The 14274-nt window shown below is 32.8% G+C and carries 20 protein-coding genes; all 20 read left to right on the forward strand.

Going from position 1 to position 14274, the window contains the following annotated elements:
* Positions 1-74: 74 nt before the first annotated feature.
* Positions 75-746, forward strand: coding sequence for a carbonic anhydrase (locus BXU01_RS09355; RefSeq protein WP_083692926.1), 672 nt, complete (start codon positions 75-77; stop codon positions 744-746).
* Positions 747-888: 142 nt separating this feature from the next.
* A complete protein-coding gene (locus tag BXU01_RS09360; protein WP_083692927.1) occupies positions 889-1533 on the forward strand; it encodes a suppressor of fused domain protein in 645 nt (214 codons plus the stop codon).
* Between the two features lie 265 nt (positions 1534-1798).
* Positions 1799-2188, forward strand: coding sequence for a DUF1801 domain-containing protein (locus BXU01_RS09365; protein WP_083692928.1), 390 nt, complete (start codon positions 1799-1801; stop codon positions 2186-2188).
* A gap of 33 nt (positions 2189-2221) precedes the next feature.
* On the forward strand, positions 2222-2653 hold the full coding sequence (locus BXU01_RS09370) for a GNAT family N-acetyltransferase (protein ID WP_083692929.1): 432 nt from the start codon (positions 2222-2224) through the stop codon (positions 2651-2653).
* A 39-nt stretch (positions 2654-2692) separates the two neighbouring features.
* On the forward strand, positions 2693-3187 hold the full coding sequence (locus tag BXU01_RS09375) for a hypothetical protein (RefSeq protein ID WP_083692930.1): 495 nt from the start codon (positions 2693-2695) through the stop codon (positions 3185-3187).
* A gap of 22 nt (positions 3188-3209) precedes the next feature.
* A complete protein-coding gene (locus BXU01_RS09380) occupies positions 3210-3620 on the forward strand; it encodes a hypothetical protein (protein ID WP_083692931.1) in 411 nt (136 codons plus the stop codon).
* A gap of 136 nt (positions 3621-3756) precedes the next feature.
* Positions 3757-4176, forward strand: a complete 420-nt coding sequence (locus BXU01_RS09385; RefSeq protein ID WP_083692932.1) for a hypothetical protein — start codon at positions 3757-3759, stop codon at positions 4174-4176.
* A 217-nt stretch (positions 4177-4393) separates the two neighbouring features.
* Complete coding sequence (locus BXU01_RS09390) at positions 4394-5173, forward strand: hypothetical protein (protein WP_206196611.1); 780 nt, start codon at positions 4394-4396, stop codon at positions 5171-5173.
* Between the two features lie 156 nt (positions 5174-5329).
* On the forward strand, positions 5330-6226 hold the full coding sequence (locus BXU01_RS09395; protein WP_083692933.1) for an SDR family oxidoreductase: 897 nt from the start codon (positions 5330-5332) through the stop codon (positions 6224-6226).
* A 12-nt stretch (positions 6227-6238) separates the two neighbouring features.
* Positions 6239-7153 carry an AraC family transcriptional regulator gene (locus BXU01_RS09400; protein ID WP_083692934.1) on the forward strand — a complete coding sequence of 305 codons (915 nt, stop codon included), beginning with the start codon at positions 6239-6241 and terminating at the stop codon, positions 7151-7153.
* Positions 7154-7195: 42 nt separating this feature from the next.
* Positions 7196-7612: a hypothetical protein gene (locus tag BXU01_RS09405; protein ID WP_083692935.1), complete on the forward strand. Its 417-nt coding sequence runs from the start codon at positions 7196-7198 to the stop codon at positions 7610-7612.
* A 27-nt stretch (positions 7613-7639) separates the two neighbouring features.
* Positions 7640-7855 (forward strand): ArsR family transcriptional regulator, encoded by a 216-nt coding sequence (locus BXU01_RS09410; RefSeq protein WP_083692936.1) that lies wholly within the window; start codon positions 7640-7642, stop codon positions 7853-7855.
* A 41-nt stretch (positions 7856-7896) separates the two neighbouring features.
* On the forward strand, positions 7897-8577 hold the full coding sequence (locus BXU01_RS09415; RefSeq protein WP_083692937.1) for an aspartate/glutamate racemase family protein: 681 nt from the start codon (positions 7897-7899) through the stop codon (positions 8575-8577).
* A gap of 43 nt (positions 8578-8620) precedes the next feature.
* Positions 8621-9226: a hypothetical protein gene (locus BXU01_RS09420; protein WP_083692938.1), complete on the forward strand. Its 606-nt coding sequence runs from the start codon at positions 8621-8623 to the stop codon at positions 9224-9226.
* Between the two features lie 70 nt (positions 9227-9296).
* Positions 9297-9665, forward strand: a complete 369-nt coding sequence (locus BXU01_RS09425; protein WP_083692939.1) for an ester cyclase — start codon at positions 9297-9299, stop codon at positions 9663-9665.
* Between the two features lie 116 nt (positions 9666-9781).
* The gene (locus BXU01_RS09430; RefSeq protein WP_083692940.1) at positions 9782-10207 is read left to right on the forward strand and encodes a DUF1801 domain-containing protein; all 426 of its coding nucleotides are present in this window, start codon (positions 9782-9784) and stop codon (positions 10205-10207) included.
* A gap of 8 nt (positions 10208-10215) precedes the next feature.
* On the forward strand, positions 10216-11313 hold the full coding sequence (locus BXU01_RS09435) for an MBL fold metallo-hydrolase (RefSeq protein ID WP_083692941.1): 1098 nt from the start codon (positions 10216-10218) through the stop codon (positions 11311-11313).
* Between the two features lie 104 nt (positions 11314-11417).
* The gene (locus BXU01_RS09440; protein ID WP_083692942.1) at positions 11418-12539 is read left to right on the forward strand and encodes a lactonase family protein; all 1122 of its coding nucleotides are present in this window, start codon (positions 11418-11420) and stop codon (positions 12537-12539) included.
* Positions 12540-12608: 69 nt separating this feature from the next.
* Positions 12609-13151, forward strand: a complete 543-nt coding sequence (locus BXU01_RS09445) for a GNAT family N-acetyltransferase (protein ID WP_083692943.1) — start codon at positions 12609-12611, stop codon at positions 13149-13151.
* Between the two features lie 308 nt (positions 13152-13459).
* A complete protein-coding gene (locus BXU01_RS09450) occupies positions 13460-14041 on the forward strand; it encodes a TIGR00730 family Rossman fold protein (protein WP_083692944.1) in 582 nt (193 codons plus the stop codon).
* Positions 14042-14274 lie beyond the last annotated feature (233 nt).

The raw sequence follows: 14274 nt of genomic DNA on the forward strand, positions 1-14274 counted from the left end.
TTCAATTTTAAAAGGCAAGTAATTTTGCACGGTTCTATTAAAAATAATAGATCACAACTTTTAAAAATTGAATTATGAAAACAAAAATCGCAATATTATCCCTAATATTCTTTACTGTACTTGCCTGTAAACAAGGAGAATCACAAAATAATAATCCTACTGAAAAAGAACTTACTCCTTTAGAAAAACTAACAACCGGAAACCAACGTTTTCTGGATCAAAAATCACTACATCCGCATCAAAACAAAAAATCTGTTTTAGAAAATCAGGATTCACAAAAACCTTTTGCTGTAATTATTACCTGCTCAGACAGCAGGGTTTCTCCAGAAATTGTATTTGATCAGGGTATTGGCGATTTGTTCGTGATACGAAATGCTGGTAACTTAATTTCTGATATCGATATGGGAAGCATCGAATATGCGGCAGAACATTTAGATACAAAACTAATTGTAGTTTTAGGACACACAGAATGCGGTGCCATAAAAGCCTATATCAATGATAAAGACGGCGCTTACAAAAAGCATTTTAATCATATTGATAATATTGTTGAAACAATTTCTTTAGAAAATGAAGAAATCGAAGCCGATAAAATTACTCCTAAAATAAACAATTATCTGGGCACCATAAATGCCAATATCAAACACTCGGCAAAATTAATAGAAGATAATCCGGTTTTGAAAAAACAAAAAGTAAAAATCGTTTCGATGCAATACGATGTACATACCGGAAAAATAATTCAGTTATAATTCCAGAATAAAAAAGAATAAGAATCCGATTTGTGAAAAGCAAGTCGGATTTTTTTATTGTATTTTCTGAGTATTTCAATTTTTATTAGGACAATTTAAAAAAAGTTTTAAATTTATAATATCAATATTCAAAGCTCAAAACATGACATTAGACGAATACAAAAAACAATTTTCAGATGATGATGCTGTAGGCTGGTTGTCTATAGACAAAGAGCTTGATGCGCTTTATCCGGATCAGGAACCCAAACATTATGTACCGCCAATAAGTTATATGCTGGGCGGCCCGGATCCGCTTGACGGTATAAGTGTTTACGAAAGCAGCAAACAAACAGATCATTTGCATTTTGTAACCTATGGTTTTTCGGAGTTGTATTATGACGAAGCAAAACTAGAAAGCGAATTTAGCAAATGGGGTTTCGAACTCACCTTTAGACTTAAACCTTTTGAAGCAGATAACGGAAATCCAAGCTGGGCAATTGCACTTTTGCAAAACATTGCCAGATATGTTTTTGACAGCGGAAACTGGTTTGAGGAGTTTCATTATATGCCCGCAAACGGACCAATACGTCTTGAGACTGAAACGGATATAACTGCGTTGATTTTTGTGACAGATCCGGAGCTGGAAAAAATACAAACGCCACATGGCGAAGTTACCTTTTTGCAAATCGTAGGAATCACATCTGCTGAATATGATCAGTTGATAGAAAACCCTGAATATGCCGAAGAATTAGTAAATAAACTCAAAGAAAATAATCCGTTGCTGATTACAGATTTGACAAGAAAATAACCCAGGAATCCGATTTATAAAATTAAGTCGGATTTTTATTTGGGCATTACCCGCAGAAAAAGCGGGTCGGGCTTTCGGCTTTATCTTTTGTTCCGTTCCTCTTCACAAAAGGATACCGCCTCTATCCCTAACGCAAACCGGTTCTTATAAGAACATTTTATTTGTAAACTAGATTATTATAATAAAAAGATTATTTTAGCTTTGTTTAAGGTTCAGCTTCAAAGCAAATACATTCAATTAGTTACAATCTAAAAAAGGTATTATTATGAATGCAGAAATACTGGAATACAACAATTTACAAGCTCCGGCAGATCAAGAAATCTGCAATCAGTTAGCCGCTATAATCGATAAAAATTTGCCCAATGCCGAAAACAAAATCTGGCACGCGCATCCGGTTTGGTTTCTAGACGGTAATCCTGTCGCTGGTTACAGCAAACTAAAAGATAGCGTTCGTTTATTATTCTGGAGCGGACAATCCTTTGACGAAGAAAAACTAATTGACGAAGGTTCCTTCAAAGCTGCAGAATTACGCTATACAAATGCCCAACAAATCGATACTCAAGATTTAGAACGCTGGCTCAAAAAAGCACAGGAAATACAATGGGATTATAAAAACCTAATCAAGCGAAAAGGAATTTTAATACGATTAAAATAAAACAAGCATAAATAAGGCAAGAATAAAATTATTATGAAAATTGTAACGATCAAAAAAAATCATTACGACGCTTTAAGAAAACTATTTTTAAAAGAAAGAAAAAACACGTTCTCGTGGCTGGATCCTTTAAAATTTAAACTCGACGATTTTGAAAAGCATACAAAAGGAGAATTAGTTTTAGTTGCTTTAGATCAGGAAATTCCAATTGGATTTATCTCTATTTGGATGCCAAATAAGTTTATTCATCATTTATTTCTCGATCAAAAATACCAAAATAAAGGCGTTGGAACTCAATTACTCAAAGCTGCAATTCAGGAAACAGGCCTGCCAATTACCTTAAAATGTTTAGAGAAAAATATCAAGGCAATCAATTTTTATGAAAAAAAAGGATTTATTGCCATAGAAAGAGGTCCATCTGAAAATGGAGATTATATATTATTTGAATTAGCAGAAAATTTACAATAACAGTACCCAAATAAACCAAACAATAACCTAAATCAAAACATGAAAACAAATACCATTATTCTACTCGCAGGTTTAATACTTATTTTAATTTCTATTTTTACTTCTTATAGAAAAGCCCAGAAAAACGAAAGTCTCAAAGATATAGATCCAAATCAATTAATTCCCGGACCAATAGTTCATGATAAGTTAAGTGATGAACAAATCGAAAAAATCACCAAAATTCAATCTGTTTTTTCAGATGTTTATCCTATATCACTCGAAGACTCTATAAAAAACTTTAAAAGAGACCGAAATCCGGATAACGAAATTAGAGTGTGGTATAACATGATGAACGCTTATGAAAAATTCGTTTCTAAAGACCCGCAAATTACATTAGAAAAAAAATCTGAAGCTTTTAAACTGATTTTATCCCGCTCCATGATGGACGAAAGCAAAGTAAGAAATCAAACCGAATTTAGAGTATTAAACGATAATGAAGTAAATGAGATATTTGCGAATTACACCTTACAATCAAAACCAATAATTACAGCATAACATCCCTTAAAAATAAACAATAATGGCCCATACTTTCTATTCTTATTTAGCATTTATAACACCTGGTTCTGACGCAAGCCTGATTACTTTAAAAAACAATTTAGAAACTTTTTATGAAAAATCAGAAATAGAAAACAAACCCGAAATTGTACTTAACGATCAACAAATTGATATTGTTTTTGATGATGAATACCAATTTTACATCGCTTTCTCACAAGAAGAATATGTAAATGAAGAAGCACTAGAGCTTGCACAGGAAAATGAACTTGACTGGAATGAAAATGTCATAGATAAAGCAAAATTAGAAACCTGCCATAAAAGATTTGAAATTTGGGGCGATGACGATTTTGATATGGATTATTTTAACGATAGCTTATTTATTATAGAACAAATAGAGAAGTTTAACGACGTGATTATTTTTGCTGTTCAATAAGAGACTTAACACATATCTGCATTAAATTTTACAAAGAGAAAATAATAAACAACTCTTTTAAGATATTAAGCAACAACAACGCAACCATTTAATAAATCTTACATCTATTAATTAAACCAACGTAAAATTTATAACTATGAAAAAATTGTTCTTGTTAATCGCAGTTGTCTTATTTTGTTCTTGCAGTAATGATGATAACCATTCGTCTCAAAACGAATTAAAAGGCAAATGGAACCTGACTAATACTTCTGGAGGTATCACCGGTACAACATATCCTAACCCTGCAGATCAGCAAATGGTTTTAGAATTTTCTGAGAATACTTTAAAAACCTATTTAAATGGTACTTTATTAAATACGCAGACCTATAGTTTTCAAACAAAAAAATCGATTTTTGGAGGCATTAGAAAAATGATCGTTACCCAAAGTAATTCAATAGCAAATGACATTAACAGAGTACAATCTTTTAAAATTGTTGGCGACAAATTATACTTAAGAGACGAATGTTTAGATTGTTACACATCAGAATATACGCGTATAAATCTTGCCGCATTTTAAAAAAGTTAAATCGCAAACAGCCTTAAAAAGTCTGATTTTTTAACCCTAAAAAAATCAGACTTTTATTTTATACCCTTAACACTCCAATTCTCTATTCTCTTTTCTCTATTCTCTATTTTCTATTCTCTAATTATCTAATTATCTAATCTGTTTTTAATTTGTATTTTCGTTCAGTAGAAAAGAATTGCAAAAATATAAATAAGCCAATCAGAAATTGATGGAAGAAGCAGTAATCGAAAAATCAGTTTTTGAAGAAATCCCAACAGAAAAAATTTATACCGAAAAAGCCATTACTGTCGGCACATTTTTAGGAGGTCCATTAGTAGCCGGTTATTTTATGGCAGAAAATTTTAAAGTTTTTGGTGATTTCGATAAAGCACGAAAAACCTGGATTATAACGATTCTGGCAACTCTGTTTATCTTTGGCCTGATTTTTTTGATTCCGGAAAATATAAATATTCCAAATATGGTTTTTCCAATTATTTATATGGGAATCGCAGCTTATTTTACCAAAAAATATCAGGAAAAACAAATCAATACACACATTGAGAATGGCGGGGAACATTATAATTGGTGGCGCACCCTATTAATTTCGATAATAGGGATTTCGGTTTTGCTTGGTGCAATATTCAGCATTTCCTTTTTGACAGAAACTGTAAACGGAGGACTTACAGAATCAACAAAAAAATATGGAACCATGAATCATGAAATTGCCTATCAAAGCAATATCAATGAAAATGAAGCAGACAAAATTGCTGCCGCTTTTGAGAAGACAACCTTTTTTGACGATTCTATAACTAAATATGTCTATCTGGAAAAAATCGATAACAATTACGAAATTTCTATTTCATGCAATGAATCAGTTAAAGACGATGCCGCAGCCGCACAACCATTTGTACAATTAAGAAATGATATGCAGAAATATTTCCCTGATAATAAAATCATCCTGAAACTTGTCGTTGATAACCTTGATAATGTGGTCAAGAGAATTGAATAGATATTCAAACTAAAAGGTTTTAAAAACCTGTTAGGATTAGCTCAAAATTAATTTCATCCTCTTATTGCTTCCCACTTTTAGACTACGACAAAAATAGTTTTGGCTAAATCTGCCTGATGAATGTTGCGCAACTTTGTACTATAAAAATATAGACAAATGAAAATTACAATTACAGGTTCTTTAGGGAACATTAGCAAACCGCTAACACAAGAGTTAGTACAAAAAGGACATCACGTTACAGTGATTAGCAGCAGTAAAGAGAAACAAACGGAAATTGAAACTCTTGGAGCTCACGCAACAATTGGTTCTGTTGAAGATGTAGCTTTTTTAACAAAAGCTTTTACTGGTGCAGATGCCGTGTATTGCATGATTCCGCGTGCAAATTATTTTGATCCCAATCTTGATCTCGATGCTTTTACCCAAAGAATTGGAGACAATTATGCAGAAGCCATTCAGAAATCAGGTGTAAAACGTGTCGTATTTTTAAGTAGTATTGGCGCGCATTTAGAGCAAAATTCAGGAATTATCCAGCGCTATAATGAGATCGAAACTGTTTTGAAACAACTCCAGAATGTTTCGATTACGTTTATGCGTCCGGTTTCTTTCTTTTATAATTTATTGCCTTATATTCCGCAGATTAAATCGCAAGGGATAATTTCCGCAAATTATGGCGGAGACAGCATGATTCCGTGGGTTTCACCAAACGATATTGCCGCTGCAATTGCTGAAGAAATAGTAAATTTACCTCAACAAAATACTATTCGTTATGTAGCAAGTGAAGAACTTACAGGCGATGAAACGGCACAAATTTTAGGAGAAGCTATAGGAAAACCAGATTTAAAATGGGTTTTAATCAGCGACGAAGAAACATTAAACGGTTTGGTACATGTTGGTATGCAACCCAAAATAGCTGCAGGTTTAGTCGAAATGTATGCCGGACTTTACAATGGTTTATTATCTGAAGATTACCTGCGCAACAAACCTGCTGTTATGGGAAAAGTAAAACTGGCAGATTATGCCAAAGAATTTGCTGCAATTTATAATCAGAAATAAGTACCTTAGACTATGTCAAATCATCAACCTGTTCGAATAAAAACGATAAGCGAATTTCATAAATTTAGAGATTTGCAAAAACCGGAACATCCGTTAGTGAGCGTTTATAATTTTGAGGATCTTAAACGCCTTAACGAAGATGAACCCAAAAGTTTAATGCTGGATTTTTATTCGATTGCCCTAAAACGAAGCCCAAATGCCAAGATGCGATACGGGCAACAGGAATATGATTTTAACGAAGGTGTTTTATTGTTTATTTCGCCTGGACAGGTTTTTTCTATAGAAGGTAATGCAGAATTAGAACATACAGGATGGGCATTAATTGTTCATCCTGATTTTTTGTGGAATACGCCACTGGCAAAAAAAATCAAACAATACGAATATTTTGGTTATTCAGTTCATGAGGCTTTGCATTTATCAGATAAAGAAGAGAAAATGATTATAGGCATCATGAAAAATATCCAGCACGAATATCAATCCAATATTGATAAATTCAGCCAGGATGTTATTATCGCCCAAATCGAATTGCTGCTTACTTATGCTGAACGCTTTTATAACAGACAATTTATTACCAGAAAAATAAGCAATCATCAAATTCTGGCCCGCTTAGAAACTTTACTTGAGGATTATTTCAGCACAGATTCATTGGCTAAAAGTGGCTTGCCAACCGTGCATTATATTGCAGAAACCCTAAATGTTACGCCCAATTATTTAAGCGGTTTGCTAAAATCACTTACCGGTCAAAGTACGCAACATCATATACATGATAAACTGATCGAAAAAGCCAAAGAAAAACTATCTACAACAAACTTATCAATAAGCGAAATTGCTTTTGATCTGGGTTTTGAGCACCAGCAATCATTCAGTAAATTATTTAAGACCAAAACCAATGTTTCGCCTCTAGAATTCCGACAATCTTTTAACTAAACAAAACTTTATTTTTAGTAAATTCGCTACAAAAAAAGTTTTATGAATCCAGTTTTTAAAAATACTTTAGCTGTAATAATTGGTCTTTTTGTTGGCAGCGTTGTCAATATGGCAATTATTTTAATGAGTGGTTCTGTAATTCCTCCTCCAAATGGTGCAGATGTTACAACCATGGAAGGACTAAAAGCTACGATGCATTTATTTGAACCCAAACATTTTATTTTTCCATTTTTGGCACATTCCATTGGTACTTTTGCAGGCGCGGCAACAACCGCATTAATTGCAGCAACCCGCAAAACAGAATTGGCTTTGGTAATTGGTGCCTTCTTTTTATTGGGCGGGATTGTAAATGTTTGTACATTGCCTTCACCAATTTGGTATAATATTATAGATCTTGCATTTGCATATTTGCCAATGGCTTATTTTGCCAGAAAAATAGTCGCTGGCAAAAAATCATAAAAAAGTATCATTTAAACTATTGTCGAAATGAATGAGAAATCAAACACCAGAAAACCGGCAAAAATGTGCTACGAACATATTGGTGGAAAACTAGGCCAATTGCTTCTGGAAAATTTTGCCGATAAAGGATGGATTGCTAAAAACAAACCAACCGATAAAAATTTTTATATTACTGATTTAGGACAAAAAGAATTTGTGAAATTAGGTATAGATGTTTCGCAGATAAAATCAGAAGTTTTATAAATACACAGCTGATTTTGCCCCATAATAATAACAATAACAGAATGAAAAAAGTTGGACTTGTAGGCGGAATCAGTTGGGTTTCTACCATAGATTATTATAAATTAATAAACGAAGGCGTAAATAAAAAACTGGGCGGACTGCACTTTGTAGAATGCCTGATTTATTCCCTAAACTTTGCCGATATTCAGGAAAAAACCTGGACAGACTCCTATGAAATTATTTTAAATGCTTGTTTAAGTTTAAAAAATAGCGGTGTCGATGCCATCGTATTATGTGCCAATACCGCACATATGTATGCAGACAAAATCGAAAAAGAAATTAATTTGCCTTTAATTCATATTGGTACAGAAACGGCTAAAGCTGTAAAACAACAAGAAATTACCACGATTGGACTTTTAGGAACTTCGTTTTCTATGGAAATGGATTTCTATAAAGATCGCCTGAAAAGTTTTGGACTTAATGTGCTGATTCCTGAAAAGCAGGAAACAAGAGACTATATTCAACACGTTCTAAAAGAAGAACTTGGCAGAGGTATTATTAATCCGGATTCAAAACAAAACTATATTAAAATAGCAAATGAACTGATAAAAAGTGGTGCCGAAGGTATTATTGTAGGTTGTACCGAAATTCCGTTATTGATCGATCAATCTCATTTTTCGGTTCCGGTTTTTGATACAACCAAAATACATTCTGAAGCTATTGTAAACTTTATTCTCTCTTAAAAAAACAACAATTCCCGAATTATTTTTAACTGTAAAATCATTTATGAAAAATCTCTTTAGAATATTTGTTGTTTTATTAGTTTCAGCCTTACTTTTTAATTGTGCTTCGTTTTCTAAAAAAGATTTTAAAAAGGACTATATCAGTTTAAATCCAGTTGATATCTACAAATTTAACGGAAAATATACTTTTGCACCAATAAAGAAATACGATAAAAAAAATGAACATTCTGATTTAGAAAGTATAAAAAAATATATCAATTCTTATAATTATATCACAAATGATATTTTAAAATTTGAAAATATAGATTCTACCGTAAACAATGTTTCCCAGTATTACATTGAATTAAAAATCCTTAATACTACTGAATTAAGTGTTGAATTATTTAAAAATAATAACAGCCTGAAAAAGCAGCAAATAAAAGGGACCTTAAAAAAAGACGGAATGTTTTATCTGGATAATAATTATCTGAAATGTACCGGAATCCCATATCTTTTTGGAGGATGTAACAATAATAAAAGGCGAATTGCTGTTTCGAAAAATTATAATTTAATTATAAATGAAGCCGTCGATAATACAGGTGCGCTACTATTTCTTTTTTGGGCTGGTCAAACTTACAATGATGTATACGAATTTAAGCGTCTGGAATAAATTATTAAGTCCTTTTTGGTTTTCCTAAACACATATTTTATAACTTAGTTAGCTTTTAAATTTTAAAATTATGACTAAGAAAGAAATAGCCCGGGACTTTTTAAAACTTGCTGCAAACGGACATTCCCATGAAGCGTTCCGTCTTTATGTTGGCGAAAAATTCAAACATCATAATGCCTATTTCAAAGGCGATGCAGATACTTTGATGCTTGCAATGGAAGAATCGACCAGAACAAACCCTAATAAAGTTTTTAAAATTCACCACATTCTCGAAGACGGAGATCTGGTCGCCGTACATTCTCATTTAAAACAAACTCCCGTAGATTTGGGTTTTGCCGTAGTTCATATTCTAAAATTCAAAGCAGATAAAATTGTTGAACTTTGGGATTTAGGACAACCCATCCCAAAAGAACCTATTAACGAAAATGGAATGTTCTAGTTCGCAGTAATATAGTATACAGTCTCAGTTTTCAGTCGCAGTTGTATACTGTTAACTGAGACTGAAAACTGAGACTGAGACTGAAAACTGCGACTGAAGACTGAAAACTAAATAATATGGCAAAAAATAAAACTACAGAAACACAAAGCAGCGTTCCTGATTTTATAAATGCTTTTGTTGAAGACCAAACCAAAAGAAATGATGCTTTTGAAATTATCAGAATAATGCAGGAAGTTACTCATTTTGAACCCAAAATGTGGGGACCAAGTATTATTGGTTTTGGAAGTTATCATTACAAATATGCCAGCGGTCACGAAGGCGATGCACCAATTGTTGGTTTTTCTCCCAGAAAAGCCGCAATTTCGCTTTACATTTATAACTCGCCAAAAAATAGAGAAGAGTTACTTTCTAAGCTGGGAAAAAATAAAGCATCAAAAGGGTGCATTTATATTAAAAAACTAGCCGACATTGATCTCGAAGTCCTTAAAAATATGATTACACTTTCTTTAGAATATTTTAAAAAAACATATCCCTCAAATTAAATACTACCATGATTATTACCCTTATTATTCTTTTATTCGCCTTGCTTATTTTTGTTTTTCAACATCCCAGATATGGTAAAAAACCTTCAGGCGAGAGATTGGCTTTGATTCAAAAATCACCTAATTATAAAAACGGAAAATTCGAGAACGTCAACTTTACGCCTGAACTTGCAGAAGGTTACGGGTATTTTAATGTAATTTCTGAATTCTTATTTAAAAAAGTAGAGAGAAAAATTCCAACTGATCTGATTCCGTCAATCAAAACCAATTTGCTTGAACTTTCTATAGGTCAGGATGTTTTGGTTTGGTTTGGGCATTCGTCCTATTTTATTCAGCTTGAAGGAAAACGGTTTTTAATCGATCCGGTTTTTAGTGGTAACGCCTCCCCTGTTTACGGAACTACAAAAGCCTTTAAGGGAACTGATATTTATACCGCCGCAGATTTTCCTGAAATTGATTATTTACTAATCACACACGATCATTATGATCACCTGGATTATAAAACAATTATGGAATTAAAACCGAAGATTAAAAACATAATCTGCGCGCTTGGCGTAGGTTCGCATTTTGAATTTTGGGGATTTCCTAAAAATACTATTATCGAAAAAGACTGGCATGAAAAAATAGAACTCGACCAAAATTTAACTCTTTATACTACGCCTTCAAGGCATTTTTCAGGCAGAAGCATTAAACGCTGCAATACACTCTGGACCTCTTTTGTATTAGAAGCCCGCAATTTTAAAATGTATTTGGGCGGAGACAGCGGTTACGATTCTCATTATGCTGAAATTGGTGCTAAATTTGGTCCTTTTGATATTGCACTTATCGATAACGGACAATATAATCTAGCCTGGAAATACATTCATAATCTACCCGAAGATGTCATAAAAGCGATGAAAGACATAAAAGCAAAAAGAGTTTTTCCGGTTCATTCCTCAAAATTTTCACTGGCGCTTCACCCTTGGGATGAACCTTTGATAAAAGTAACAGAATCGAATGCCGCTTCAGAAAATCCAATTCCGCTAATCACACCAAAAATTGGAGAATTGGTAGAATTAAAAAATGAAAAACAAGAATTTCAGCAATGGTGGAAAGGGATTAAGTAATTTTAGATTGCAGATTTTAGATTTTAGATTTTAGATTGAAAACTGGAACTGAGACTGAAAACTGAGACTGAGACTAAAGACTAAAAAAAACTGAAAACAAAAAAATGAAACTAAAATTCATAACAACGATTATTTTCCTGATCAGCTATACTATTTTCTCTCAAAATACATATGTGTTTTTAGGAAGTTATAACAGGGATAAAACGGCTGAATCTATTCAGGTTTACCAATTAGATACCATAAACGGAAACTTAACCAAAGTAACCTCAGCAAAAAACACCATTAATCCATCGTATTTGACTGTTTCGCCAAACGGAAAATATTTATATGCCTGTACGGATACCAGAACGCCAAATGCAGGAAGTGTAAGCAGTTTTGAATTTAATACCAAAAACAAAAACCTGACTTTTTTAAACAAGCAGTCCAGTGGTGGTGAAAATCCCGTTTATCTGTCAGTTCATAAAAGCGGAAAATGGCTCGTAAATGGCAATTATACAGCAGGAAGTGTTTCAGTTCATCCGATATTAGAAAATGGCCAAATCGATTCGCTTGCACAGAATTTCCAGTATACAGACGGAAGTGTCAATAAAGAAAGACAAACCAAATCGCACGTTCATTCGACTGTGTTTTCTCCTCAAAATGATTATTTATTTCTTCCGGATTTAGGTGCGGATAAAATTCGTTGTTATCGTTTTGATGAAAATCAGAAACAGCCTTTAGTCGAAACAAAAGTTCCGTTTACAAAAACAGATTTAGAAGCCGGACCAAGACATTTTACTTTTCATCCCAATCAAAAATTTGGATATTGCATCGAAGAAATGTCAGGATCAATAAGCGTTTATCAATACAAAAACGGAACTTTAAAAAAGATTCAGCGTATCAATACACATCCGGATACGATAATATCCGGTTTCGAAAGTTCAGATATTCATATCTCGCCTGACGGAAAATTTCTATACGCATCAAATCGGGGAAAAGAAAATAACATTGCTATTTTTTCTATTGCCAAAAACGGACTTTTGAAAAACATTGGTTATCAATCGACTTTTGGCAATCATCCGCGAGTTTTTGCCCTCGACGAAAGTGGAAACTTTTTGATTGCAACCAATATGAATTCCGGAAATGTCACTGTTTTTAAGAGAAATTCTAAAACAGGATTACTTGATAAAGTTGGAAATGAAGTTAAAATGGAAAATGTAACCTGCGTTCAAATCAAAAAGATATAATAATCCGCAGATTTACAGTTTAAAAAAATAAATTCGTGTCTTCTTGACAAAAAAACAAAACTTAAAAAAATGAATAAATCAGAATTCAATTTGCAGCCTGAAATTTTAGAAGACGACATTACAAAATTAGTTCCGCTGCAGGAAAGTGATTTTGACGCACTTTTTAAAGTAGCTTCAGATCCATTAATTTGGGAACAGCATCCCATGAAAGACCGTTATAAAATAGAAGTTTTCAAACCGTTTTTTGATGCAGCCATAAATTCTAAAAGTTCCTTTTTGATTTTAGATAAAAAGACTAATGAAGTTATTGGCAATACCAGATATTATGATTACAATCCGGAGAAATCCAGTATTGCAATTGGTTTTACCTTTATTGGTCGAAAATTCTGGGGAGGTTTGTACAATAAATCAAATAAAAAACTATTGATCGATTATGCTTTTCAACATGTAGATTCGGTATTATTTCATATTGGTACAGATAATATACGTTCGCAAAAAGCAGTATCAAAATTAGGCGCTGTAAATATTGGCGAAGTAAATATTATAGGTAATATTCCGGTCAATTTACCTCATTTTGAATATGAATTAAAGATTGAAAATTTTAAATTATAAGATATAAATAAACAATTATAAGTTATTAATTATTATTGGGAAACCTTTTCTATTTTTTGATACTTTAGCTTCAAAATGTGCCGTTAGGCACTAAATATTGGTAACAATTTCGATTCAAAATTCATTGGCGTGCCGTAGTATGCAACATAAAAATACTATTGCGTACCTACGGCACGCTAAATATATTATAATGTATCTTTTCTACCAATATTTAGTACCTAACGGCACAGAACACAGATTTAAAATATTTGATTAAAATTATAACTTCAACATTTAACTAACAACATATAACTTCTAACATATATAGAATGAAAAGAATTACAGTTTTCTGCGGATCAAGCTTTGGTACCGAAGAAATTTATAAAGAACAAGCCGAATTACTGGGAAAAAAATTAGCACAACAAAATATAGAATTGGTTTACGGTGGAGCAAACGTTGGTTTAATGGGTGCTGTAGCCGATGGAGTTTTAAATGAAGGCGGGAAAGCAATTGGCGTTTTACCAAATTTTTTAAGATCGAAAGAAATTGCCCATCTCGGTTTAACCGAATTAATTTTGGTGGAAAGCATGCATGAAAGAAAAACCAAAATGAGCGATTTATGCGATGGTGTAATTGCGCTTCCGGGTGGTTTTGGAACTCTTGAAGAGCTTTTCGAAATGCTGACCTGGGCACAATTAGGACTTCACAAAAAACCAATTGCCATCTTGAACATCAACGGTTTTTATGATGCCCTGATCGAATTAACGAAGGTTATGGTAGAGAAAGGTTTATTGAAAGATGTAAATCAACAAATGCTTTTGGTAAGCGATAACATTGATGATTTATTAGATCAAATGAAAAATTATGTTGCTCCTGCCGTGGGAAAATGGATCGATAAGAATAAGGTATAAATTCGTTTTATTTTAAAGGCAATCGTGTATTGCTGAAATGGCACTAAATAATAAACTACAATACGGGAATAGGAATATATTTCCAGCATTTAAAATCCATACAGGTGAAAACCTTTGTGGATTTTTTTATTGAATGTATTTGAGATTTCTTTCTTAAATTAGGGGCTGGAAAAATGTTTCAAGTTTTTTTGTTTCAAGTTTCAGGTTATGCGCCATTTTTGTCATTTCGATCC

Source organism: [Flexibacter] sp. ATCC 35103, assembly GCF_001975985.1.
Lineage (GTDB): Bacteria > Bacteroidota > Bacteroidia > Flavobacteriales > Flavobacteriaceae > Flavobacterium.

Bases quoted from the DNA above. Each gene is read 5' to 3' on its own strand.
- BXU01_RS09355 (WP_083692926.1), top strand. From the start codon at position 75: ATGAAAACAAAAATCGCAATATTATCCCTAATATTCTTTACTGTACTT.
- BXU01_RS09360 (WP_083692927.1), top strand. From the start codon at position 889: ATGACATTAGACGAATACAAAAAACAATTTTCAGATGATGATGCTGTA.
- BXU01_RS09365 (WP_083692928.1), top strand. From the start codon at position 1,799: ATGAATGCAGAAATACTGGAATACAACAATTTACAAGCTCCGGCAGAT.
- BXU01_RS09370 (WP_083692929.1), top strand. From the start codon at position 2,222: ATGAAAATTGTAACGATCAAAAAAAATCATTACGACGCTTTAAGAAAA.
- BXU01_RS09375 (WP_083692930.1), top strand. From the start codon at position 2,693: ATGAAAACAAATACCATTATTCTACTCGCAGGTTTAATACTTATTTTA.
- BXU01_RS09380 (WP_083692931.1), top strand. From the start codon at position 3,210: ATGGCCCATACTTTCTATTCTTATTTAGCATTTATAACACCTGGTTCT.
- BXU01_RS09385 (WP_083692932.1), top strand. From the start codon at position 3,757: ATGAAAAAATTGTTCTTGTTAATCGCAGTTGTCTTATTTTGTTCTTGC.
- BXU01_RS09390 (WP_206196611.1), top strand. From the start codon at position 4,394: ATGGAAGAAGCAGTAATCGAAAAATCAGTTTTTGAAGAAATCCCAACA.
- BXU01_RS09395 (WP_083692933.1), top strand. From the start codon at position 5,330: ATGAAAATTACAATTACAGGTTCTTTAGGGAACATTAGCAAACCGCTA.
- BXU01_RS09400 (WP_083692934.1), top strand. From the start codon at position 6,239: ATGTCAAATCATCAACCTGTTCGAATAAAAACGATAAGCGAATTTCAT.
- BXU01_RS09405 (WP_083692935.1), top strand. From the start codon at position 7,196: ATGAATCCAGTTTTTAAAAATACTTTAGCTGTAATAATTGGTCTTTTT.
- BXU01_RS09410 (WP_083692936.1), top strand. From the start codon at position 7,640: ATGAATGAGAAATCAAACACCAGAAAACCGGCAAAAATGTGCTACGAA.
- BXU01_RS09415 (WP_083692937.1), top strand. From the start codon at position 7,897: ATGAAAAAAGTTGGACTTGTAGGCGGAATCAGTTGGGTTTCTACCATA.
- BXU01_RS09420 (WP_083692938.1), top strand. From the start codon at position 8,621: ATGAAAAATCTCTTTAGAATATTTGTTGTTTTATTAGTTTCAGCCTTA.
- BXU01_RS09425 (WP_083692939.1), top strand. From the start codon at position 9,297: ATGACTAAGAAAGAAATAGCCCGGGACTTTTTAAAACTTGCTGCAAAC.
- BXU01_RS09430 (WP_083692940.1), top strand. From the start codon at position 9,782: ATGGCAAAAAATAAAACTACAGAAACACAAAGCAGCGTTCCTGATTTT.
- BXU01_RS09435 (WP_083692941.1), top strand. From the start codon at position 10,216: ATGATTATTACCCTTATTATTCTTTTATTCGCCTTGCTTATTTTTGTT.
- BXU01_RS09440 (WP_083692942.1), top strand. From the start codon at position 11,418: ATGAAACTAAAATTCATAACAACGATTATTTTCCTGATCAGCTATACT.
- BXU01_RS09445 (WP_083692943.1), top strand. From the start codon at position 12,609: ATGAATAAATCAGAATTCAATTTGCAGCCTGAAATTTTAGAAGACGAC.
- BXU01_RS09450 (WP_083692944.1), top strand. From the start codon at position 13,460: ATGAAAAGAATTACAGTTTTCTGCGGATCAAGCTTTGGTACCGAAGAA.